The sequence below is a fragment of the Streptomyces sp. NPDC008092 genome (assembly GCF_042957285.1).
In the GTDB taxonomy this organism is placed as follows: Bacteria; Actinomycetota; Actinomycetes; order Streptomycetales; family Streptomycetaceae; genus Streptomyces.
The window spans coordinates 1-23,302 of sequence record NZ_JBIBHY010000034.1 but is presented as its reverse complement, the minus strand read 5'-3'; the positions used below and the strand labels follow the sequence as shown (position 1 = coordinate 23,302).

At 70.3% G+C, this 23,302-nt stretch carries 20 protein-coding genes and 2 pseudogenes; 6 read left to right on the top strand and 16 right to left on the bottom strand.

All coding sequences use genetic code 11. The features are described from left to right. From ACFZB3_RS49840 to ACFZB3_RS49820, 5 genes and pseudogenes are all read left to right on the top strand, one after another. Window positions 1-282, top strand: a pseudogene (locus ACFZB3_RS49840) (short-chain dehydrogenase/reductase); the annotation flags it as partial. Window positions 283-324: 42 nt separating this feature from the next. Further along, complete coding sequence (locus ACFZB3_RS49835; RefSeq protein ID WP_391390515.1) at window positions 325-1,140, top strand: SDR family NAD(P)-dependent oxidoreductase; 816 nt, start codon at window positions 325-327, stop codon at window positions 1,138-1,140. A gap of 67 nt (window positions 1,141-1,207) precedes the next feature. Further along, window positions 1,208-1,882, top strand: coding sequence for an NAD-dependent epimerase/dehydratase family protein (locus ACFZB3_RS49830; protein WP_391390513.1), 675 nt, complete (start codon window positions 1,208-1,210; stop codon window positions 1,880-1,882). A gap of 288 nt (window positions 1,883-2,170) precedes the next feature. Next, complete coding sequence (locus tag ACFZB3_RS49825) at window positions 2,171-3,622, top strand: CoA transferase (protein ID WP_391390511.1); 1,452 nt, start codon at window positions 2,171-2,173, stop codon at window positions 3,620-3,622. After that, window positions 3,619-5,016 (top strand): amidohydrolase family protein, encoded by a 1,398-nt coding sequence (locus ACFZB3_RS49820; protein ID WP_391390509.1) that lies wholly within the window; start codon window positions 3,619-3,621, stop codon window positions 5,014-5,016. The genes ACFZB3_RS49825 and ACFZB3_RS49820 overlap by 4 nt, the downstream gene beginning before the upstream one ends. A gap of 54 nt (window positions 5,017-5,070) precedes the next feature. On the opposite strand, the gene ACFZB3_RS49815 is transcribed toward ACFZB3_RS49820, so the two are convergent. From ACFZB3_RS49815 to ACFZB3_RS49760, 12 genes are all read right to left on the bottom strand, one after another. After that, a complete protein-coding gene (locus ACFZB3_RS49815; protein ID WP_391390507.1) occupies window positions 5,071-6,162 on the bottom strand; it encodes a zinc-binding dehydrogenase in 1,092 nt (363 codons plus the stop codon). Window positions 6,163-6,272: 110 nt separating this feature from the next. After that, window positions 6,273-7,478: a cytochrome P450 gene (locus tag ACFZB3_RS49810; protein ID WP_391390505.1), complete on the bottom strand. Its 1,206-nt coding sequence runs from the start codon at window positions 7,476-7,478 to the stop codon at window positions 6,273-6,275. Between the two features lie 61 nt (window positions 7,479-7,539). Next, window positions 7,540-8,712, bottom strand: a complete 1,173-nt coding sequence (locus ACFZB3_RS49805) for an FAD-dependent oxidoreductase (RefSeq protein ID WP_391390503.1) — start codon at window positions 8,710-8,712, stop codon at window positions 7,540-7,542. Window positions 8,713-8,720: 8 nt separating this feature from the next. Continuing rightward, a complete protein-coding gene (locus ACFZB3_RS49800; protein ID WP_189269560.1) occupies window positions 8,721-8,918 on the bottom strand; it encodes a ferredoxin in 198 nt (65 codons plus the stop codon). 167 nt (window positions 8,919-9,085) lie between these two features. Next, window positions 9,086-10,498, bottom strand: coding sequence for an aldehyde dehydrogenase family protein (locus tag ACFZB3_RS49795; RefSeq protein WP_391390500.1), 1,413 nt, complete (start codon window positions 10,496-10,498; stop codon window positions 9,086-9,088). A 44-nt stretch (window positions 10,499-10,542) separates the two neighbouring features. Further along, window positions 10,543-12,021, bottom strand: coding sequence for an aldehyde dehydrogenase family protein (locus ACFZB3_RS49790; protein ID WP_391390498.1), 1,479 nt, complete (start codon window positions 12,019-12,021; stop codon window positions 10,543-10,545). 37 nt (window positions 12,022-12,058) lie between these two features. Next, entirely contained in the window at window positions 12,059-12,919 is an 861-nt protein-coding gene (locus ACFZB3_RS49785; RefSeq protein WP_391390496.1) for an SDR family oxidoreductase, read from the bottom strand. Window positions 12,920-12,983: 64 nt separating this feature from the next. Further along, window positions 12,984-14,225 carry a CoA transferase gene (locus ACFZB3_RS49780; protein ID WP_391390494.1) on the bottom strand — a complete coding sequence of 414 codons (1,242 nt, stop codon included), beginning with the start codon at window positions 14,223-14,225 and terminating at the stop codon, window positions 12,984-12,986. A gap of 34 nt (window positions 14,226-14,259) precedes the next feature. After that, a complete protein-coding gene (locus ACFZB3_RS49775) occupies window positions 14,260-15,006 on the bottom strand; it encodes an enoyl-CoA hydratase-related protein (protein WP_391390491.1) in 747 nt (248 codons plus the stop codon). Window positions 15,007-15,036: 30 nt separating this feature from the next. Then, window positions 15,037-16,056, bottom strand: coding sequence for a CoA transferase (locus tag ACFZB3_RS49770; RefSeq protein ID WP_391390489.1), 1,020 nt, complete (start codon window positions 16,054-16,056; stop codon window positions 15,037-15,039). Then, on the bottom strand, window positions 16,053-16,478 hold the full coding sequence (locus ACFZB3_RS49765) for an OB-fold domain-containing protein (RefSeq protein ID WP_391390487.1): 426 nt from the start codon (window positions 16,476-16,478) through the stop codon (window positions 16,053-16,055). Before ACFZB3_RS49765 ends, ACFZB3_RS49770 begins: the two co-directional genes overlap by 4 nt. A gap of 66 nt (window positions 16,479-16,544) precedes the next feature. Then, a complete protein-coding gene (locus ACFZB3_RS49760; RefSeq protein WP_391390485.1) occupies window positions 16,545-17,705 on the bottom strand; it encodes a thiolase family protein in 1,161 nt (386 codons plus the stop codon). A 251-nt stretch (window positions 17,706-17,956) separates the two neighbouring features. Here ACFZB3_RS49760 and ACFZB3_RS49755 point away from each other — a divergent pair, with 251 nt between their 5' ends. Beyond that, the gene (locus ACFZB3_RS49755; protein ID WP_391390483.1) at window positions 17,957-18,565 is read left to right on the top strand and encodes a TetR family transcriptional regulator; all 609 of its coding nucleotides are present in this window, start codon (window positions 17,957-17,959) and stop codon (window positions 18,563-18,565) included. A gap of 127 nt (window positions 18,566-18,692) precedes the next feature. On the opposite strand, the gene ACFZB3_RS49750 is transcribed toward ACFZB3_RS49755, so the two are convergent. The 4 genes and pseudogenes from ACFZB3_RS49750 to ACFZB3_RS49735 form a co-directional block, all read right to left on the bottom strand. Then, the gene (locus tag ACFZB3_RS49750; protein ID WP_391390480.1) at window positions 18,693-20,216 is read right to left on the bottom strand and encodes a DHA2 family efflux MFS transporter permease subunit; all 1,524 of its coding nucleotides are present in this window, start codon (window positions 20,214-20,216) and stop codon (window positions 18,693-18,695) included. 428 nt (window positions 20,217-20,644) lie between these two features. Further along, on the bottom strand, window positions 20,645-21,778 hold the full coding sequence (locus ACFZB3_RS49745) for an NADH:flavin oxidoreductase (RefSeq protein WP_391390478.1): 1,134 nt from the start codon (window positions 21,776-21,778) through the stop codon (window positions 20,645-20,647). Window positions 21,779-21,894: 116 nt separating this feature from the next. Then, a complete protein-coding gene (locus tag ACFZB3_RS49740; protein ID WP_391390476.1) occupies window positions 21,895-22,722 on the bottom strand; it encodes an SDR family NAD(P)-dependent oxidoreductase in 828 nt (275 codons plus the stop codon). Window positions 22,723-23,020: 298 nt separating this feature from the next. Continuing rightward, a pseudogene (locus ACFZB3_RS49735) lies at window positions 23,021-23,302 on the bottom strand (short-chain dehydrogenase/reductase); the annotation flags it as partial.

Sequence of the window (23,302 nt, the reverse complement as noted above, 5' to 3'; positions counted from 1 at the left end):
ACCATCGCCGCCGACGGCCTGCGCAAGGCCTCCACCCACGGCGCCTACGCCCAACAGGCCGAAGCCGTCGCCACCTCCATGACCTCCCAGGCCAACACCAAACGCATGTCCTCCCCCCAGGTCATCGCCGACGCCATCGGCAAAGCCGCCACCGCCCGCAAGCCCAAAACACGCTACGCCACCGGCTTCGGCGCCCGCCCCATGATCACCCTCCGCAGCCTCCTCACCGACCGCGGCTTCGACACCTTCATCTCCCGCGCCACCGGACTCCCCCGCAACTGAACCACCCGACGCTCGCCCCAGAACCCGAGAAACGGAGAACCCATGAGCAAGGTCTGGTTCGTCACCGGCTCGTCCCGTGGCCTCGGCCGCGCGTTCGTCGAGGCTGCACTCAGCCGCGGCGACAAGGTCGCGGCCACCGCTCGCGACCCGAAGTCGCTCGGCGATCTGGTCGCACAGTACGGCGACGCCGTTCTGCCGCTGCCGCTCGACGTGACCGACAGGGCCGCCGTGGCCACCGCCGTCACCGCCGCGCACCGGAACTTCGGCCGCTTGGACGTGGTCGTCAACAACGCCGGCTACGGCCTCTTCGGCATGATCGAGGAACTGACCGAAGAACAGCTGCGCGGACAGATGGAGACCAACTTCTTCGGCGCCTTCCGGGTCACGCAGGCAGTCCTGCCGCTGCTGCGTGAGCAGGGCTCGGGCCACATCGTGCAGATCTCCAGCGTCAACGGGATCACCGCGTTCCCGTTCGTCGGCGGCTACAACGCCTCCAAGTGGGCGCTGGAGGGATTCAGCGAGTCCCTGTCCCAGGAAGTGCGGGGATCGGGCATCAAGATCACCCTCGTGGAGCCGGGCAGCTTCGACACGGACTGGGCGGACAGCTCTGCGGTACAGGCCACGCCCCATCCCGCCTACGCCGAGTTCCACAAGGCCATCCAGGCGATGCGGGACGCCAGGCAGCCCGCCGATCCCGTCGCCGCCGGCCGGGCCCTCCTGCAGATCGTCGACGCCGAGAACCCTCCGCTGCGGGTCCTCTTCGGCAGCCAGCCCGTCGACATCGTCAAGGGGCTGTACGCGCAGCGTCTGCAGACCTGGGCCGAGTGGGAGGATCTCTCGCGCGCCGCACAGGGCTGAACGACATCGACGCCGCCCGCATCCCGGGCGCGCGGCACATGACCTCATCCACCCACTGGAGCAGCACATGCGCGTCATCGTCCTCGGGGCGTCCGGCATGGTCGGACAGGGCGTCCTGCGCGCCTGTCTCCTCGAACCGGATGTCACGGAAGTTCTGGCCGTCGTACGTACTCCGCTGAGCGTCGAGCACCCCAAGCTCCGGCAGCTCGTCCACACGGACTTCACCGACTACACCGCGATCCAGAACGAGTTGAAGAACCTCGATGCGTGCTTCTTCTGTCTGGGCGTCACCTCGGTCGGCCGCCGCGAGGAGGAGTACACCAGGATCACGTACGACTACACCCTGGCCGCTGCCCACGCCGTGAGCGCCGACAGCCCGGACCTGACCTTCACCTACGTGTCCGGGGTGGGCACCGACAGCACGGAGCGAGGTCGTTCCATGTGGGCCCGGGTGAAGGGCCGTACCGAGAACGCGCTGCTGGCCATGCCGTTCGACGCCTACATGTTCCGGCCCGGCTTCATCCAGCCATGCAACGGGGCGTCGGCCCGGGTGCCTGTCTACCGCCTGCTGTACGGACTCACGGGGTGGCTCTATCCCGTGCTGCTTCGGCTGACGCCGAGGCATGTGACCACGACCGAACACCTGGGCCGCGCGATGATCGCGGTGACCCGGCTGAAGGGGCGGGGCCCGGCAGTCCTGTACAGCCCCGAGATCAACCGGCTCGGCGCCGAGGTGAATTGAGGCGTGCAACATTTCTTCGGAAGATCCCCGACGATCGTCATTTCGCCGTCTTTCGAGAGAAAGACTTCAGTTTCCCCGAGCGGACCATGAACAGACAAGCAGTCAACCGATTCCTCGGATACGCTGTGCTCTTCGCCATAGGCATAGCGTTGTATTCCTTGGGGGCCAGGGACTTGGCCCGGGAAAGCAGGCCCAGCTCTCCACACGTAGGCGGCATTTCCATCATCACCCTCTTGAACTCCGCTAACATGTCGGACTAGAGTCAGTGCGTTTGTGGGGACCCGATTGATGCCCGCCTTCTCCTCCGATTCCAACTCGCGAACCGGCGCCCTGCCCGGCGTGCAGAATTCCTTCGCCGCGTCGCCGGAAGCGTCCATCGACCGGGCCTGGTGGCTGACCGCCGCGTTCGGCGAACCGACGGCGGCACTGCTGGCGGGCTGCCGTACAGGTCCCCTGGTGAGCGGCCTGCGCGACTGGGCGGACTCCGGGGCGATGTCCCTGACGGGCGCACCCGAGGGACCACCGCTTGCGGCTCCGGGGGCACCGGCGGGCGTGCTCCGCCATGGGCTTGAGGCGCTGGCGGCCCTGGGCCGGATGCGCACGGGAAAGCCGATCCGGTTGCCCGGCGTCGAACTGCTCGGCGAGCGCGCGGCCATCGCGGGACTGTCCCGGCGCGGACCCTGGTCGGCCGGCGGAGCCTTCCGTATCCTGCCCGCGGTGGACGGCTGGGTGGGCGTCTCCCTGGCCCGGCAGGACGACCTCGAACTCGTTCCGGCCCTCATCGAGAACAGCGTCGCAACCGATGTCTGGGCGGCACTGCGGCACTGGGCCGCGCAGCGGAGGGCGAGAGACGTGGCCGGCCGTGCGCAACTGCTGGGCATCCCGGCGGCCGCAGTCGCATCGGCGCCCCTCGGCGTCCAGGACGAACAGAGCGCCCACCGCTCGGCGTCGGCGGCCGGACCGAGTCCTGTGCTGATCAACGAAGGCGGACCTCGCAGACACCGGCGCCGGCATCCACTCGTGGTCGATCTCACCTCCCTGTGGGCCGGACCGCTGTGCGCCCGCCTGCTGGGGCTGTCCGGAGCCCATGTCGTCAAGGTCGAGAGCCCGCACCGTCTCGACGGCGCCCGGTTCGGGCCACCGTCCTTCTACGACCTCTTGCATGCGGGGCACGCCTCCGTGTCCCTCGATCTCACCTCACCGACGGGGGTCGCCACCCTGCGACGGCTCGTGGAGTCCGCGGACGCCGTCCTTGAAGCCTCGCGCCCCCGGGCGTTGCGCCACCTCGGCATCGACGCCGAGGAGGCGGTGGCCGCCGGCACGGTGTGGACCAGCATCACCGCCTACGGGCGGACGGGGCCGTGGGCGAACCGCGTGGGCTTCGGTGACGACGTCGCCGCGGGCGCGGGTCTGGTCGTGCGGACGGAACACGGACCGCTGCCCTGCGGGGACGCCCTCGCCGACCCGCTCACCGGCGTCCATGCGGCCGTCGCCACGGCAGCCGCTCTCGCCGGGGACCGAGCCTGCCTCATCGACGTCTCCATGCGGGATGTCGCCGCCTTCGCCGCTCTGGGGCAGACCGAGCCCCACGTCGTAGGGCAGGGACCCGACGGTGACTGGTGGGTGGAGACCGAGAACGGCGCCTTCCCGATCCGGCGTCCTCGCGCCCGACGCGCGCCTCGGCGGGCTGCGGAATCCGGCGCCGACACCGACCGCGTACTGGCCCGGTGGTGCCCGTGAGACTGCTCATCGCGCGAGCGGAGGTCGACGGCCGCCTCGTCGACGTGCGTGTGCAGGGCGGACGGGTGGGAGAGATCGCCGAGCGACTGCGGCCGCTGCCGGACGAAGAGGTCGTGGATGCCGCCGGCGGAGCGTTGCTGCCGGGCCTGCATGACCATCACGTACATCTGCTCGCGATGGCCGCGGCGGAGCGCTCCGTCGTCTGCGGCCCGCCGACGGTCGACGACGCGGTCGGGCTGCGTGCCGCCCTCCGCGAGGCGGCGAGCGGCCTTCCGCCGGGCGGCTGGGTGCGCGGCACCGGGTACAGCGAGTCGGTGGCCGGACTCTTGGACCGGGTCGCCCTGGACCGGATGCTCCCCGACCACCCCGTACGCCTGCAGCACCGGGGCGGGGCGCTGTGGATCCTGAACAGCGTGGGGCTGGCGGCAGTCGCCCACGCGCTCGACGACACCCTGGACGTCGAGCGCGACGCGGCCGGCCGTCCGACCGGCCGTCTCTGGCGCTACGACGCCCGCCTGCGGGCCGCGGTCGGTGCTCCGCCGCCCGATCTGGCCTCGACGGGCGCCCGGTTGGCGTCGTACGGAATCACCGGCGTGACGGATGCCACGCCCGACCTTGATGAGACCGGTCTGGAACTGCTGACCACCGCCGTCCGCGAGGGGCACCTGCCGCAGGCGGTGCAACTGCTGGGTGCCGCAACCGGGACACCGCTCCCGACGGGCATGTCCGTCGGGCCGCACAAGATCCTCCTTCGCGACCACGATCTTCCGGGACTCGACCAACTCGTGGACGTGATCGAGCGGACGCACCGGACCGGCCGCCCGGTCGCCGTGCACTGCGTGACCCGGGAGTCCCTGCTGCTCACCCTGGCCGCTCTGGAGATCACGGGCTCGTGCGCGGGTGACCGCCTGGAGCACGCGGCCGTGGTGCCGCCGGAGCTGGGCGAGCCACTGGCCGCCAAGGGGCTGACGGTGGTCACCCAGCCCTCCTTCATCGCCGCCCGGGGCGACGACTACCTGGCCTCGGTCGACCCCCGGGATGTCGAACACCTCTACCCCTACGCCACGTTGCTGGCACACGGCGTGCCGACGGTGCCTTCGAGCGACGCCCCTTTCGGTGATCCGGACCCCTGGCGCACCATGGCGGCCGCCTCGTCCCGCCGCACCCCGTCCGGCATCGTGCTGGGCCCCCGTGAGCGGGTCGGCGCCCGGATCGCACTCACCGGATTCCTCTCACCGCTCCGATCCCCCGGCGCCCCGCCTCGGCGCGTCGTCCCGGGCTCCCCCGCCGATCTGTGCCTTCTCGGCGAGCCTCTGGGAACGAGCCTGGCCGGGCCGTCCGCCGAACTGGTGGTGCTGGCTCTACGGGACGGGGTGCCTGTCCACTGGCGGTAGCAGGCCATCGGCGTCGAAAGCAGCCTCAGGCCTGGCGGCAGGTATCGCGCCCGCTCAGGAGAAGTCGGTGACGACCACCCTCAGGATGTCTCCGTCCTTCAGCGCCTCGTATCCCTCGTCGATCTCGCCCAGGCTGATCTGCTTGGAGACCAGGTCGTCGAGGTTCATCCGCCCCTGCAGGTAGAGCGAGGCGTACAGCGGTATGTCCCGCTTGAGGTGGGACGAGCCCATGTCGACGCCCTGCACCCTCTGGGACCGGGTGAGAACGGCGATCGTCTGCACGTCGATGCCGGCGTCCAGACCGCCCACACCGATGAGGTAGAGGCCACCGCCCTTCGCCAGCATCTCCAGGCCCTGCCGGGTGACGGGACGCAGGCCCACACAGTCGAAGACATGGTCCGCGCCGTGTCCGGTGATCTTCCGGACCTCCGCGACCGGGTCGGCCGTAAGGGAATTGATCACATGGGTGGCGCCGAAGTCCGCGGCCCGTTCGAGCTTCACGTCCGCCACGTCCGTGACGATGATCGACTCCGCGCCGGCCAGCCGGGCGCCGCTGACCGCGTTCATGCCGACGCCGCCCGCACCCATGATCACGACGGACTGCCCCGCCCGGACGTCGGCGCTGTTGAGCACGGCGCCCGCGCCGGTGATCACTCCGCAGCCCAGCAGCGCCGCGGGGGCCCAGGGCATCGCCGCGGGGATCACGGCCAGCTGGTTCTCGTGGATCAGCGCCTCCTGGGCGAAGCCCGCGAGACCGCCCAGGCCCAGCGCGACCGGCCGGCCCTGCCAGGTGATGCGGGACGGCTCGGCGGCCGTGCGCTGGGTCCGTTCGGGATGCAGACAGATGTAGCTCCGTGCGGCGAGGCAGTTGGCGCAGTCCCCACAGGCGCGTATGAGGCTGGCGACGACATGGTCACCGATCTTCACCTGCCGGGCCTCGGGACCGACCGCGGTGACCACACCGGCCACCTCGTGGCCGAGCACCACGGGGAAGTCCTGTCCGGCCACCGTGGCGATGGTGAGGTCGGAGTGGCACAGACCGGCCGCCTTGACCTCGATCCTGACCTCGCGTCCCACTGGATCGGCGAGTTCGACCTCCTCGACCACGAAACCCTGGCCCAGGCCCTTGGTGACGGATGCCTTCATGATCTTTCTGCCCTTCCGCATGGTGTACGAACAGCCGTTCTCGGGTCCGCACACCGTGCGGACGTCACGGCCAGGTCGATCGGCGTCGACGACGGTGTGGATCGGGGGTACTACCAGGTGACCGGCAGGTCCTGGACGCCGTACACCATGCTGGCCGTCTTGAAGGTGATCTCCTCCAGGGGGACGGCGAGCTTCAGGTCGGGCAGGCGGCGGAAGACCTCGGGCAGCACGATCTGCAGCTCGGCGCGGGCCAGCGGCTGCCCGAGGCACTGGTGGATGCCGTAGCCGAAGGCCAGGTGCTGACGGGCGTTGGAGCGCTCCAGGTCGAGGTCGTCCGCGTCGGTGAAGAGCGCGCGGTCGCGGTTGACCACGGAGAGCGGGACGATCACGCCCTCTCCGGCTCGGATGGTGACGTCACCGACGGTCAGGTCCTCGGTGGCCACGCGCCGCAGTCCGCCGTGCAGGACGGAGATGTAACGGAGGAGTTCCTCCACCGCGTTGGAGAGCTCTTCCGGTGTGCCGAAGAGCCGCGGGATCTGCTCGGGGTTCTCCAGCAGGGTGACGGTGCTGAGCGCGATCATGTTCGCGGTGGTCTCGTGCCCGGCGAACAGGATGAGCGCGCCGAGGTCCGCGGCCTCCTGCTCGGTGATGTCGCCGGCGTCCACCTGCTCGCCGAGCCGGGTGACCACGTCGTCGCCGGGGTTGGTCCGCTTGGCCGCAAGGAGCTCCTTGAGGAACGCGGACAGCCTGCCGTAGGCCTCCGTCACCTGCTGCGCGGTCGCGGTGAGGTCGACGAACGGCTTGGAGTTCTCCTGGAAGAACTCGTGGTGCTCGTAGGGCACACCCAGCAGTTCGCAGATCACCAGCGAGGGCAGGGGCAGGGCGAAGTGTTCGACGTAGTCGACCGGTCCGCTCTTCCTGGTCAGGTCGTCGAGCAGCTCGGTCGTGATCCGCGCCACGGCCGGGCGGAGCGCGTCCATCTTCTTGACCATGAACTCACGGGTCAGGGTGCGACGCATCGTCGTGTGGACGGGCGGGTCGTACATCTGGAAGAAGCCCCGCTCGCGCTGCCTGACGCCCTCGCGGACACCCGGGAACCCCGCATTGTTCGGGTTCGTGCTGAGGGAGGGGCTGCCGAGTACCTCGCGGGCCTCCTCCCAGCGGGTGACCAGCCATGCTTCGAGCTTGCCGTTCCATACGGAGACCCGGGTGACGGGCTGCTCGTCGCGGAGCGCGACGAGCAGCGGTGAAGGGTCGAGGGGGGCGTCCTTCGAGCGGTCGTAGACGAATTCGGGGGCGGGCGTGGACTGGGTCATGACGGTTGCTTTCTGGGAGATCCGAGGAATCGAATGGGGCGGGTGAGCGCGTTCCGCGCGATCAGGCGGCGGCCGTGGACACGGCGTCCTCCCACTGGGCGCCGACGGCGATGGACTGGCGCCAGGTGTTGAGGGCCTTGGGGGGCATGCCGACGCTGAGGGCGCCGCTGAGCCGGTCGCCCGTGCGGTACACGGCCAGGAACTTCCGTTCCGCCAGGTCGCCCTGGACGATGCGTACCTCGTCGTGCCCCCGGAGGTAGCCGAACGCCCGGATCTTCATGTCGTACTGGTCGGACCAGAAGTAGGGAACGGGAGTGAACGGCCGGCCGGCGCCGAGGAGGTTGCGGGCCGCGGTCATGCCCTGCTCTGTCGCGTTGGTGCGGTGCTCGATGCGCATGCGCGTGTCGAAGAGCGGGTTGTGCCAGGAGGCGACGTCGCCGGCTCCGTAGACGCCCGTCGCGCCGACCGCCGCGCTGTATGCGTCGCAGACGAGGCCGTTGTCGACGGTGAGTCCGCTGTCCTCCAGCCACTCGGTGTTCGGGTGCGAGCCGATCGCCACGAGCACGTCGTCGGCCGCGACGACGGTGCCGTCGCTCAGCCGTACGCCCTGGGCGGTGACCTCGCTGACGGCCGTGCCGGTGCGCAGTTCCACGCCGTGGTCGAGATGGGCCCGGGACAGCGCCTGACCGATCGTCTCGCCCACCGCATGGGCCAGGGGAACGGGCGCGGGTTCCAGCAGGGTGACCCTGGCGCCGAGTCCGCGGGCGACCGCGGCGGCCTCCGCGCCCAGGAACCCGGCGCCGACCACGACCAGGTGACGGCCGGGCCCGATGCGGTCCTTGAGGGTCAGGGCGTCATCGACCGTCCGCAGCACGTGGGCGCGTTCACCCGGCAGGTGCCGGGGCCGCACGCCCGTCGCCACGATCAGTCCGTCGAAGCCCACCTCGGAGCCGTCGGACAGATGCACCGACCGGGCGTGGAGATCGAGGTGGACCGCCCGGTACCCGTATCGGGCATCCAGGCCGAGGGCGTCGAGATCGGCAGTGGCGCGCAGGGCCAGTCGGTCGGAGGTCCAGGCTCCGGAGAGGATCTCCTTGGACAGGGGCGGCCGGTCGTAGGGGGGATGGGGTTCGTCACCGACGAGGGTGATGGTGCCCGCGTAGCCCTCGCGGCGCAGGGTCTCGGCGGCCGCGAGTCCGGCCGAGGACGCTCCGACGACGACTATCCGGTCCATGGCCGCGCTCACGACTCGGTCAGCCGGATCGCGGCGGCGGGACAGACCGTGGCCGACTCCCGGACGCTGTCGTGGAGTTCGGGCGCCGGGTTGTCGTCGAGCAGGACGACCAGGCCGTCCTCGTCGCGCTGATCGAAGACGTCGGGGGCGAGCAGCACACACTGTCCCGACGCGACGCACTTGGGGACGTCGACTTCCACATGCATGGCACTTCTTCTTTCTCTGCTGCTGCCGAGCGGCCCGGGGGTGGCCGCTCATGTCTGTCGGTCATCGCGGTGTCTGCCGCGGTGGGGCCCTCTTCCACCGGAAGGCCTTCCCTGGCGGACATCCGGTGGAAGAGGGCGGATCGGGGGTGAAGGACCGGCTCGGCCCGCTAGCCGACGACGGCCTTCACTTCGAGGTTCTCCTCCAGGCCCGCGACACCCCAGATACGGCCGTTGCCGGACTGCTTGTAGCCGCCGAACGGTGCCGTCAGGTCGAGCTGCGCGCCGTTGAGGAGGACCTGTCCGGCGCGTACGCGCGCGGCCACGTCACGCACCTGCTCCTGGTCCGCTCCGCTGACGTACGCCATCAGTCCGTACGGGCTGTCGTTGGCGATGTCGACGGCCTCGTCGACCGTGTCGTAGGTGATCAGCGACATGACCGGGCCGAAGATCTCCTCGCGCGCGATGGTCATGTCGTTGGTGACGTCGGCGAAGACGGTGGGGCGGGCGAACCAGCCGCCTTTCACGTCCTCCGGCTGCCCCAGACCGCCGGTGGCCAGGGTGGCTCCCTCGTCGATGCCGGCCTGGATGTAGCGCTGCACGGTCTGCCACTGGCGCTCCGAGGACACCGGCCCCATGAACACCTGGGTCTGCGGGTCGCCGACGGTGACCGCCTCCACCGCCGCGGTGATCGCGCCGACGAGCTCGTCCCGGCGGGAGCGCGGGATCAGTGTCCGGGTCGGGGCGACACAGGTCTGGCCGGAGTTGCCCATCACGCCCTGGACGGCCGTGGCCACGGCGGTCTGGATGTCGGCGTCGGGCAGGATGATGTGCGCCGACTTGCCGCCCAGTTCCTGTGTGACCCGCTTGACCGTGTCCGCCGCGTCCTTCTGGATCTGGATCCCGACCGCGGTCGAGCCGGTGAACGAGATCATGTCGACGTCGGGGTGCTTGGTGAGCGCGCTGCCGGCCACCGAGCCCTTGCCGACGACCATGTTGAACGCGCCCTGCGGGACCCCCGCAGCGTGCAGGATCTCGGCGAAGACCTGGGCACTGTACGGCGCGATCTCCGCCGGCTTCAGAACCGTCGTGCAACCGGCCGCCAGCGCGGGGACGACCTTCTCCGTCATCTGGAGGGCGGGGTAGTTCCACGGTGGGATCAGTCCGCAGACCCCGATCGGCTCCTTCCGGACCGTGTAGCCGCCCCGCCGCTCCTCGAAGGCGTATTCGGGCAGGATCTCCACCAGTTCCCGGATCGACCCGACGGCGGCGTCCGCCGAGAGCCGGGCCAGGAACAGGGGTGTGCCGATGTCCGCCGTCACGGCCGCCGCCATGTCGTCCGCGCGACGCTCGTACTCCGCGGCGATCTTCTGGAGCAGCTCCACCCGCTCCGCCACGCTCAGTTGCGAGTAGGAGACGAACGCGCGCCGGGCCGCCGCGACGGCCGAGTCGACGTCCGCCTCGCTCCCGAGCGCGAGCCGGCCGGTCGTCTCCCCGGTCGCCGGGTTGACGATGTCCGCCGTCGTGCTGTCGGCCGGCTCGGCCCAGGCACCGTCGATGTAGTGCCGCAGCACATCACTCACCTTGATCACTTCTTTCGCTTGTCCGGATCGGTACGGAAAATCGGTCAGAGACGGGCGAGGACGGACTTGGTCTCCAGGAAGGCGTCGAGGCCCTCCTCGCCGAGCTCCCGTCCCCAGCCGGACTGCTTGTATCCCCCGGTGGGCATCGCCACGTCGGGAATCGGATGGACGTTGATGCCGACCCGGCCCGCCCGCAGCCGCGCCGCGACCCGGTGGGCCCGGGACACGTCGCGCGACCAGACGCTGCCGGCCAGGCCGTAGGTGGTGTCGTTGGCCAGGCGGACGGCCTCGTCCTCGTCCGTGAAGGGGAGGACGGCGACCACGGGGCCGAAGATCTCCTCGCGGACGAGACGCATCTCGGGCGTGGCCCGTGCCACGACCGTCGGCTGGAAGAAGAACCCGTCTCCGGGAAGCGGCTCTCCCCCGGTGACGACCTCGGCTCCCTGCTCGATGCCGCTGCGTACGTAGCCCGCGACCCGCTCCCGGTGGCGCTCCGAGATGAGGGGGCCCAGCTGGCTCGACGGGTCGGTCCCGTAGCCCAGCCGCAGCGACTCGGCCGCCTTCTTGAGTCCGTCGACCATCTGGTCGTACAGCCCCTCGTGGACCAGGAGCCGGGAGCCGGCCGTGCAGACCTGGCCGGAGTTGCGGAAGATGGCGTCCGCCGCACCGGGGATCGCCTCGGCGAGGTTCGCGTCGTCGAAGACGACGACCGGGGACTTCCCGCCGAGTTCGAGGCTGACCTTCTTCAGGTTGCCGGCGGCCGCGTGCACGATGGCCCGTCCGACCTCGGTGGATCCGGTGAAGGAGATCTTGTCGACGTCCGGGTGGGCGGCGAGCGCGGCGCCGGTCTCCCTGCCGATGCCGGTGACGACGTTGACGACCCCGTCGGGGACGCCTGCCTCCTGGCAGATCTCGGCCAGCCGCAGTGCCGAAAGCGGCGTCTCGTCGGCCGGCTTGAGCACGACGGTGCAGCCGGCGGCGAGAGCCGGGGCGAGCTTCCACGAGGCGAGGGACAGCGGTGCGTTCCATGGCACGATCAGGGCGGCCACACCGATGGGCTCGCGCCGGGTGTACGCGTGGAAGCGCAGGCCGTAGGAGTTCAGATCGGTGGCCTTGCCTCCGATGCGCTGAACCGCTCCGGCGTAGTAGCGGAAGGTCTTCGCCGCCACGTTGACCTGTCCGCCGCGGGCCGCCATCACGGGCGCGCCCTGGTTACGGCTCTCCAGGGCGGCCAGTTCCTCCCCGGCGGCTTCGATGAGATCCGCGATGCGCCACAGCAGCCTGGCCCGCTCCTCGGCGGGCAGGCCGGCCCAGCTGCCCTCGTCGAAGGCCGAACGCGCGGCGGCCACCGCGTGGTCCACGTCGGCGGAGCGGGCGTCGGGCACCCTCGCGAACGCCCTGCCCGTCCCGGGGTCGACGACGTCGAGCCAGCCGCCCTCCTTGGCCTCGACATGCCGGCCGTCGATCAGCATGGGCCAGTCGCGGGGTGCGGTGCCCTCGTCCTTGGTCACCGGAAGTGTCATGGTCCGTCTCCTGTCGGTCTCGTCCGTACCGGCCGGGCTACTGCCCGACTCCGAGGACGCCGGGCAGCAGTTCCCCGAGCTCCTCCGGGGTCCAGCGGCCGTCCTTGCGGAGGTAGGTGTTGCTGCCGCCGCGGACGGCCAGGGGCTGGGCGAACGCGCAGATGTCGCCGCCGGAGGCGTAGAAGAAGCGCGCGGTGATGTCCTTCGCGTCGTCGCCGGCCAGGTAGGTGACGATGGGCGCGATGTCCTCGGGGTCGAGGCTGCGGCTCGCCGGCATGCCGCCGAAGGTGCGGGCCCTCGGGTCGTTGCCGGGGAACAGCTGCGTTCCGGCACTGGGCAGGATGCAGTTGGCGGTGATGCCGTGCTTGCCGAGGTCTCCGGCGAGTGCCGTGGTGAGCCCCATGATTCCGGCCTTGGCGGCGGCGTAGGCGGGCTGGGTCATGTAGAAGGCGCCGCGGGAGGCGAAGGTGATGATCCGTCCGCCGCCGCCCTGCTCCACCATGTGCCGGGCGGCCGCCTGGGAACAGGCGAAGTGGCCCTTGAGGTGGACGGACATGGTGAGGTCCCAGTGGTCCTCGGTGACATCCAGCGTCGGCACCGGGCCGAAGTTGCCCGCGCACATCACGAGGATGTCGATGCGGCCGAAGCGCTCGACCGCGGCGTCGACGATGGCCGCGCCCCCCGCGAAGGTGGAGACGTCGCCGTAGTTGGCGAGCGCGGTGCCGCCGGCCGAGGTGATCTCGTCCACCGTCCTGTCGGCGGCGGCACCTTCGCGGTCCTTGAAGAAGTCGTTGACGACGACCTGCGCTCCTGCTGCCGCGAGGGCCAGCGAGATGCCGCGGCCGACTCCGCGGCCGCCTCCGGTGACGACGGCGACTTTGCCGTTGAGGGTGCTCATGTTGACGTGCCTTTCGCGGGTGGTGGTGAGGGCGGGTGACCGGCCTGGTGGCCGCACCCGGTGGTCAGTGTTCGTCGAGCGAGATCGCACCGGCATCGGCCAGCTCCGCGATCTCCTGGTCCGAGTAGCCGAGCAGCGCGGACAGCACGTCCCGGGTGTGCTCGCCGAGACGGGGCGCCGGTTGCCGTACGGTGCCCGGGGTGTCCTGGAGTTCGGCGGCGAAGCCGCGCTGCCGGTGGGCGGGGAAACCGCCGGGGGCGGCGTCCTGGAAGAAGCCGAGCGCCGCCAGTTGCGGGGAGTCCAGGACCTCACCTGCGTCGAGTACCGGGGAAGCCGCTATGCCGGCCTCCTGGAGCCGGGCGGCCAGGTCGTGCTTGTCCCGTCCGGCGGTCGCCGCGGCGATCTGCTTGTCCAGGACGTCGTGCGCGGACTGGCGCCCCGAGGCCGTGCGCAACTGCTCGTCCTCGGCCAGGGCCGGGAGATCCAGCACCCGGCACAGCTCGGTCCACTGCTCGTCGCCCGGGACCGACAGGGCGAGCCACTGCTCCTCTCCCTGACAGGGGTACACGCCTTGCGGGGCCGCGACGGGGTCCCGGTTGCCGCGTGGACGGGCGACCTCGCCCGTGGTGGTGTAGCCGAGAACCGACTCGCCGATGACGCTGGTGACGGACTCCCGCTGGGAGAAGTCGACGTGGATCGCCTCGCCGGTCCGGTCCCGCTGCCGCAGGGCGGCGAGGACGACTCCCGGGGCGAGGAAGGACACCAGCTGGTCCGGGTAGTTGACGTTCGTTCCCGACCAACGGGGGGTCTGGTCGTCGTAGCCGGTGACGGACATCAGTCCGCCGAGCGCGTCGAGGGTGGAGCCGAAGGAGATGTAGCCGCTCTCCGGTCCGGTCAGGCCCTGGCTGGTGAGCGAGACCAGGACGATGTCCGGCTTGACCGCGCGCAGCTCGTCGAAGCCCAGCCCGAGCCGCTCCAGCACTCCGCGCCGGAAGTTCTCGACGACGACGTCGGACACGGACACCAGCCTCAGGAACGCCTCGCGGCCCCGGGCGTGCTTCAGGTCGATGCCGACACCGCGCTTGTTGCGGTTGACCGACTGGAACGGCGGGCTGGCGTTGAGGTCCGCGGGACCGTTGCTCTTCGCGGCCACCTGGGTCCACTGCCGGAACGGGTCGGTGTACGTCGTCGACTCCACCTTGATGACATCGGCGCCGAAGTCGGCGAGGACCTGTGTCGTGGCCGCCCCGGCCGTGATGATGCCGAGGTCGGCGACCCGGATGTGGTCGAGTGCCAAGGTGTTCATGGCTGTCCTCACTGGCTCGTCGCTGTCGTGGCGGTCACGCGGTGCCGATGGCGCGCTGGGTGCCGATGGCGCGCTGGGCGCTGATGACCGCAGTGCTGCGCACCCCGTAGTCGAGGGCCTGGTGCCAGGGCAGATCGGCCGAGGTGCGGTAGCCCTGCTTGCTGTAGTCCAGGGCGGTGGCGTCGAACTGGGCGATGTGCTCGGCCAGTTGCACGGCGGTGGTCAGCAGTTCGGCGGCCGGGACGACCTGGTTGACCAGGCCGAAACGCAGTGCTGTCGCGGCGTCGACGCGCTTGCCCGTGAAGATGAGCTCCGCGGCGTGCTTGGGCAGGATCCGCTTGGCGGTGGACGGTCCGGCCAGGGCGGGGAAGATGCCGAAGGTGATCTCGGGGGCGCCGAAGGTGGCGGTGTCCGCGGCGACGGCCAGGTCGCAGTTGTGGACCAGTGTCAGGCCGCCGCCGAGCGCGAAGCCGTTGACCGCGGCGATGAAGACCGCCGGATGGTCGGTGATGAGGTGCTGCGTGTACAGCCACGAGTCCGGGGCGCTGGCGGGCCGCCGCTGGGTGGGCGCCCCTTCGCGGGTGTCGGCGCCGGAGCAGAAACTGACGTCTCCCGCTCCGGTGACGACGACGGCCCTGCTGCCCTTGTCGCGGATCTCGTCGAGCGCGTCGCGGAGCTCCGCCTGTGCGGCCCGGCTCAGCGCGTTGCGCTTTTCCGGGCGGTTCAGCGTCACGATCGCGTAGCCGTCGCGGATGTCGGTGAGGATCAGTGAGTCGCCCATGGTGGTGGGGGCCTTTCGTGACGGGTGGGATCAGTGGCCCACAGCAGCGGGGCGCCGGCCGTTGAACCGGAAGGGCAGTCCGGGCGCGGTGTCGATGAACTCCTGCGTCCGGTACTGCGGCGACTCGACGAGGTCCCGGGTGTCGGCCACGTAGCCGACCGGGATGTTCAGGGTCTGCGCCGCCTGGTACCACTCGTACTTGGAACGCTGGATGGTGATCTTGGACAGTCGCGCGACGAGTTCCGGCTGTTCGGCCATCCGGCCGCCCTGGGTGGCGAACCGGTCCTCGGACAGCACGGGGTCGAAGGCGAACAGTTCCAGCACGCGCGGCCAGTCCGTCGCCCGGTAGTAGAAGGCGAGGTGGCCGTCGGCGCAGGGCAGTACGACCGGGCCGCTCTCCTTGCCTCGCGGGATGAGACTGCCGCCGGCCTGGTAGTAGACCGGTCCCTTCCACTCCAGGTACGCGACCGTCTCCAGGCCGGAGACCCGCAGCCGCTGCCCCTTGCCGGGGGCGCCCGGGCGGTCGCGGTGCGCGAGAGCGGTCATGACGCCGGTGAAGGCGAGCAGGCCCGTCGAGTAGGCGATCTGATGGCCGCCGAGCATCAGCGGCTCCCGGTCGGGGTCGCCCAGCAGCGCGAGCAGCCCGCCCGCGGCCTGCCAGACCAGCTCGCCGCCCTCCCAGTCGGCCTGCGGCCCGCGGTCGCCGAAGTCCCCGAACTCGGCGACCACCAGGCGCGCGTTCTCCGTCTCGAACGCCGTCACCGTCTCGGCCCAGTCGAGGAGCAGGGTGTCGCGAACCAGCAGCACGTCGCAGCCGGCGAGCAGTTCGGCGACCTCGCCGTCCGTCTGGTTGGCCCGGCGGATCTCCTTGGCCGCGTCCAGGTAGAGGAAGAGCTGGGTGTCTCCGTAGGGCGTGCCGCCCTGGTCGGGGACGATCCTGGTGACCCGGGCGCCGAGGCCTGCGAAGACCTTCGCGCAGAAACCCGCGGCGACGCTGTCCCCCGCCTGCACCACGTGGAGGCCGGCCAGCGCGCCTCCCGCGCCGCTCACGACGCCTCCCCCGTCGCCGGACGGAACCTCGGCAGCGCGACCTCGTCGGTGACCTGGTCGAAGACGACCTCCACCGGCATGTCACAGACCAGGTCCGCCGGCTCCGCGCCGACGATCGACGTCATCATGAACGGGCCCTCCTCCAGCTCGACGAAGGCCACCGCGTAGGGCAGGTCGTCGGCGAAGGCGGGGATGTAGCGCTGGTGCATCACGACCCAGGACCAGACGCGCCCGCGGCCGGACACCGGCTTCCAGGTGATCTCCTGGGACAGGCACTTCGGGCAGCTCTGGGCCGAGGGGAACCAGACGTGTCCGCAGGCGTCGCAGTGCTGGAGGACCAGTCGGCCGTCGAGTGCGCCGAGGAAGAACGCACGGTTGAGGTCGTGGACGCGCGGCAGGGGTTTGGCATATGGCGTGGTCATGGCTGTGGCTCCTGAAGACAGTGGGGAACGAGTGGTCGCGGGTAGCTGACGGCGCCTGGAGGGGCGTCACGCGCGCTGGAAGACATGCGAGTTCACGACCGGAGCCACGCAGATGTACTGGGACGTCTCGCAGTTGGCGACCTGCCGGTCGCCGGCGTCGCCGCGCACCTGGCGGATCGCCTCCACCTGAAGGGCCCAGCCCTGCATGTAGCTCTCGCTGGTGTGTCCGCCGCTGGTGTTGACCGGGGTGTCGCCCTTGAGGCCGATGCGCCCGCCCTTGATCCACTGCCAGCCCTCGCCGCGGGGCGCGAACCCGAAGCTCTCCAGCGAGAACAGCACGATGGGCGTGAAGTTGTCGTAGATCTGCACGCAGTCGACGTCCTCGGGACCGAGGCCCGCCTGCGCGTACACCCGGCCGGCCACGTCGCGGGCGGCGGTGTCGAAGAAGTCCGGCTTGGTGTAGTGGCCGGTCAGGTCCGCGGACCCGGCCGTGGCGATGACCCGCACAGCAGGCTTGCGCAGGTTCCTGGCACGGTCCGCCGTGGTCACGATGATCGCGACGCCACCGTCGTTGATCATGCAGTAGTCGAACAGCCGGAGCGGATCACAGATGTAACGAGCGGAGAGGTACTCCTCCTCGGTGAGCGGCTTGGTCATCGCCGCGACCGGGTTGAGCGCCGCGTTCGTCCGGTTGTTGATCGCCAGCGGGGCCAGCGCACCGTCCGGAGCGCCGTAAAGGTGCTGGTAGCGGCGGTACATCATGCCGACGTAGGCGCCCGGCGAGGTCATGCCGTACGCGAGGTCGTACGCCCCGGTGTCGTCACCCGGTCCGCGTCCGGCGCCCTCACCGCCGTAGGTCATGCCGACCGAGCGGCCGTTGTTCCCGTACACGCAGGCGACGGTGGTGGCGAGCCCGGCCTCGACGAGGGTGATGGCGTGCTGGAGCACCACGCCGGCCATCCGGCCCGACCCCTCGTAGGCGTTGACGACCGCGGGATGCCGGATGCCCGCCAGCGTGCCGAACCTCTCGTAGTTCGGCAGGCGGCACGTCAGGACACCGTCGATGTCGTCCTTGGCGAGACCGGCGTCGTCCAGCGCGATCTTCAGGGCGTCGATACCGAGCTGGTACTCGGACCGGTTGGCGTCGCGGTTGCGGTACTGCGCGCCGAAGTCCGTCGTGCCGACACCGACCACGACCGCTTCCTGCCTGGACACTGTCCTCGCCATCACGGCTCACATCCTCTGAGTTCAACCAAACGGTTGGGTGATATAAACCAGGTCTACCTGGTGATACTGGTGGATGCAAGGGGTAGTAAGGATGAAAAACCACGCACCGGACCGCGCGGCCGGGAGGTGACCGCAGAACCGCCGGTCAAACAACCTTTTGTTTGCCGTGTGAACCGACTGCCTAGAATCGACCCACGTCAGGACCCCGAAACCGCTCGGGACCGTCCCGGACACCGACTGAGGAGTTACGCATGGCCCGGCCCAGGAAAGCCCCCCGCCAGCGGTTGCTGGACGCCGCGGTCAAGGAGTTCGCCGCCCACGGTTTCGCGGGGGCACGCATCGACGCGATCGCCCGCCGGGCCGGCATGAACAAGCAACTCGTCTATCACTACTTCGGCAGCAAGCAGGCGATCTACGAGGCCGTGTTCGAACAGGTCATCGCCGAGAACACCAGCCGGGCCTTCCCGCCGGGCGAGGACCGCAAGTACGCCGAGGTCACCATGGAGGAGCTGCGGCTCAACAACTCCCGCGACACACAGCTGTTCCACCGCCTGCTGATGTTCGAGGCCCTGAGCAGCGAACGCGGCATCCACAAGGAGGCCGAGCGCCAGGCGGTGTACGACAAGCTCGTGGAGCGGGTCCGCAACGCCCAGGACCAGGGTGAGATCGACCCGGCCGTCGACCCCGCGCTGTTCTATCTGGCGGTCCTCTCCCTTCAGATCGTGCCCGCGATGCTGCCGAAGGTGGTCCGCCTGGCGACCGGCCGGGATCCCGAGAGCGAGGAGTTCCTCCAGGAGTGGGGCGAACTCGTCGCTCAGTTCGTGGCCCGCTTCGCGCCTGCCGATTCGCCTGCTCAGTGACCCGGCCGCGGTCCACCCCGACCGCAGGACCCGGTTCTGTCCGCTGCCCGGACGGAACCGGAGCCGTCCCGGCCCCGCCGCAGCGGTGCCGGGACTCGTGCTTTCAGGCGACCTCACAGGACCGGCCTCAGTGCATGGCGATCGGGACCTGTGCCTCGCCTTCCGCCCCGGCCACGACGCCCGGGCCGCCGGACTGGCGGCCGACGTTGACGAAGGTCAGGCCGATGGCGGCGGCTGTGACCAGGATGCCGACGGCGATCCAGATCGCGTTGGCGTAGCCGTGGACCATGCCCTGCATCTGGATCAGCTGCTGCTGTGACCGGGTGGCGGCGCCCGCGATGTGGTCCTTGATGTACGACGTGGTCGCCGATGCGGCGATCGTGTTCAGCAGGGCCGTGCCGACCGCGCCGCCGACCTGCTGCGAGGTGTTGACCATCGCCGAGGCGACACCGGCGTCGCGCGGCTCGACTCCATGGGTGGACAGGGACATGGCCGGCATGAACGCCGTGCCGATACCGAGGCCGAGCAGCAACTGGGCCGGCAGCAACAGCGAGGTGTAGGAAGAGCCGATCTCCAGCCGGGTCAGCAGGAACATCCCCGAGGCGGCGACCAGGTAGCCGGCGCCCATCAGCAACCTGGCGGGCAGCCGGGTCATGAGTCGCGCGCCGATCACGGCGGAGCCGGTGATCATGCCGCCGATCAGCGGCAGGAAGGCGAATCCTGTCTTGACCGGGGTGTAGCCCTTGATGACCTGCAGGTAGTAGGTCAGGAACAGGAACATGCCGAACATCGCGATGATCGCGAGACCGAGCGAGAGGTACACGCCGCCGCGGTTGCGCTCGGTGACCACGCGCAGAGGCAGCAGCGGGGCCTTCACCCGCGTCTCGACGACCACGAAGGCCAGCAACAGCACGGCCGCCGCGACGAAGAGGCCGACCGTCACGGAGTCGCTCCAGCCGTTGGACTCGGCGCGGGTGAAACCGTAGACCAGCGAGACGAGGCCGGTGGTGGAAAGGATCACGCCCGGAATGTCGAGGGTCGAGCGGTGGCTCTCGCCCTTGGGCTCATGGACGAAGAGCAGCGCGCCGAACGCGGCGATCACGGCGAACGGGATGTTGACGAAGAACGTCCAGCGCCAGTTCAGGTACTCGGTCAGTACGCCGCCGAGGATCAGGCCGACGGCGCCGCCGGCGCCGGAGATCGCGCCGTAGATGCCGAACGCCCTGGCGCGTTCCCTGGCATCTGTGAACATCACTGCCAGCAACGAGAGCGCGGCCGGTGCGAGCAGCGCACCGAAGGCGCCCTGCAGGGCCCTGGCGGCGAACATCATGGTCTCGTCGGTGGCGGCGCCGCCGAGCGCGGAGGCCGCCCCGAAGCCCAGCAGGCCGGTGATGAAGGAGCGCTTACGGCCCCACATGTCGGCGATCCGGCCGCCGAAGAGCAGCAGGCCGCCGAAGGCCAGGGCGTACGCCGTGACCACCCACTGGCGGTTGCCGTCGGAGATGCCCAGGTCCTGCTGGGCGGAGGGAAGGGCGATGTTCACGATCGTCGCGTCGAGCACGACCATCAGCTGGGCCATGGAAATGAAGACGAGCGCTGTCCAGCGGTTCGCTCCGGCGGCGCCCGGAGCCTTGTGGGCTGCCTGGGACATGGGAGGGTACCCCTTCGGGATTCATGTGGTGTGGGCTCGTCGTCGGTGACGGCCTGGAGTTCTGGAGTCCACCGGCGGGACGGAGGGGCCGGCAGCACGATCGAGGGACGGTGCGTCCGCGGGCCCGGCGGCAGGGACATCGGGGATGCCCGGCCGCCGGGCCCGGGACCTGCGCCGATCCCGTCCCCACGGATTCAGCGCAGCGGGGCCGCTGCCGCTCGACGCAGCCCCGGTCTCGGGAGGTGCGGGCCCGGGAGGTGTTCGGGCACGCTCCTCATCGGTTCCAGTGATCGCCGGCGTGTGCAGGCCCTGTGCCGGCTCGCGCGTTCACTGACGTGGTTCGGCTGAGGTGGTTCGGCTGACGTGGCTCAGCCAGAGGGCGGCGAGGGACAGCCCGGCCGTGCGAGCGTGCTGTCCAGGCCGTCGACTCAGCTCAGCGTGGCCAGGGCGGCGGGTTCGAACGGCGTCAGTTCGTCGTAGCGCCCCTGGAGGACCTTCGCCGCCCACTCCGGGTCCTGCAGCAGGGACCGGCCGACCGCCACCAGGTCGAACTCGTCGGCTTCCAGGCGGTCCAGGAGGTCGTCGATGCCGCGGAGCTCGGCGCCCTTGCCGTGGAACAGGGTGTCGACGAAGTCGGTGCCGCCGCCCAGGCCCACGGAGCCGACCGTGACGGTGGGCTTGCCAGTGAGCTTCTTCGCCCAGCCCGCCAGGTTGAGACCGGAGCCGTCGAACTCCGGCACCCAGTAGCGGCGCGTGGAGGCGTGGAAGGAGTCCACGCCGGCCGCGGCGAGCGGGGTGAGGATCGCTTCCAGTTCCTGGGGAGTCTCGGCAAGGCGGGCGTCGTAGACGCCGTTCTTCCACTGCGAGAAGCGGAACTGCACGGGGAACTGCGGCGAGACCGAGTCCCGGATGGCGGCGACGACTTCCGCCGCGAACTTCGTACGGGCCGTCAGATCGCCGCCGTACACGTCCGTGCGCCGGTTGGTACGGGCCCACAGGAACTCGTCGATCAGATAGCCGTGAGCGCCATGGACTTCCACACCGTCGAAGCCGATCCGCTCCGCCGCCGCGGCCGCTTCGGCATACGACGCTATGACGTCGTCCACGTCCCGCAGAGTCATCGCCTTGCCGACGCCCTCGGTACCGTCGAGGCCGATGGCCGACGGGCTGATGGTCGGTGCGTCGGCGTTCAACGTACCGCCGGGGGGACGCTGCACGCCGACGTGCATGAGCTGCGGCATGATCCTGCCGCCCGCCGTGTGCACCGCGTCGGCGACCGCCTTCCAGCCCGCGAGCTGCTCCTCACCGTGGAACAGCGGGATGGTGTCGACCCCACCCGCGGACTCGTGACCGAGGAACGTGCCTTCGGTGACGAGCAGGCCCACGCCCGCGGCGGCGCGGCGCGCGTAGTACGACGCGACGTTCTCGCCCGGTATGCCGCCCGGCGAGTGCATCCGGGTCATGGGCGACATCACGATGCGGTTCGGCAGGGTGAGACCGTTGATCGTGACGGGTCGGGAGAAGATCTCCGCCACGCGTTGCGGCGGGCTGGTGATGGTCATGGGAGCTCCTTGTTCAACAACGAATCGGTGGACGCGTGCGGGCGGGTTCGACTCGTGGCGCCCACCGGGCGCCCGAGGCTGATGACGCGGGCGGGAGGCTCAGGCGGCCCCTCCGGTCAGGCGGCCTTCCCTCCCTGGGCCCGCTCGGACAGGTCGGCCCAGTCGGCCCAGGTCTTCAGGCGGTCGGCGTAGATGTGCGGGAGGTACTGGTTGCCCGCAGTCCCGAAGAAGACCCGCAGCGGCGGGTTCTCGGCGTCGACGACCTCCAGCAGAGCGCGGCCGGCGGCGACCGGGTCGCCCGCCTCCGACTCCGCCATGAGCTTCGCGAGGTGCTCCCGCACCGGTGCGTAGTCGGGCAGCACCTCGGCGTGCACCGCGGACGAGCCGATCCAGTCGGTCTCGAAGGCGCCGGGCTCGACCAGCGTGACCTTGATGCCGAGACCGGCCACCTCCTGCGCGAGGGACTCGGTCAGCCCCTCCAGCGCCCACTTCGAGGCGTGGTAGCCGCCGAGCAGGGGCCCGGCCGCGACACCGCCGATGGAGGAGATCTGCACGATATGACCGGAGCGCTGTGCACGCAGGTGAGGAAGCGCGGCCTGGGTCACCCACACGGCTCCGAAGACATTGGTCTCCAGCTGACCGCGCAGTTGTCCTTCGGTCAGCTCCTCGATGGCCCCGAACAGGCCGTAGCCGGCGTTGTTGACGACCACGTCGAGGCGGCCGAAGTGCTTGTGGGCCCGGTCGACGCTCGCGAACACCGCGGCCTTGTCCGTCACGTCGAGCTCCAGCGGCAGCACCGCGTCGCCGTGCGCGGTGACGAGGTCCTCCAGAGCGGCAAGGTCACGAGCCGTCGCGGCGACCTTGTCGCCACGGGACAGCGCGGCCTCGGTGAACTGACGGCCGAAGCCCCGGCCGGCACCGGTGACGAACCAGATCTTGCTCATGATGGTGCTCCAAATCTTGAACTGGCATGGCTGAAGGGCGCGTTGGCCCGCAAGGGCGGGAAACGTGCGTGATCGCGGCGCCGGGGCTCAGCGGAATACGCGAGACATCGGCCGACGGCGCGGGAGGAATGGCCCGGACTGCGGCATGGGCAGGAGGCGACGAGGACCTCGCCGGTCCTCTCGGGGGCCGGGGAGACCGTGCCCCCGAGAGTCGAGGTGGGGAAGGATGACCGCGCATCAAGGTCGGCGGTCGCGACGCACCGGGTGGTGTGTCAGCCGGGCGTGTGGGTGTGGTGGTTCAGTTGCGGGGGAGTCCGGTGGCGCGGGAGATGAAGGTGTCGAAGCCGCGGTCGGTGAGGAGGGAGCGGAGGGTGATCATGGGGCGGGCGCCGAAGCCGGTGGCGTAGCGGGTCTTGGGCTTGCGGGCGGTGGCGGCCTTGCCGATGGCGTCGGCGATGACCTGGGGGGAGGAGAGGCGCTTGGCGTTGGCCTCGGAGGTCATGGAGGTGGCGACGGCTTCGGCCTGTTGGGCGTAGGCGCCGTGGGTGGAGGCCTTGCGCAGGCCGTCGGCGGCGATGGA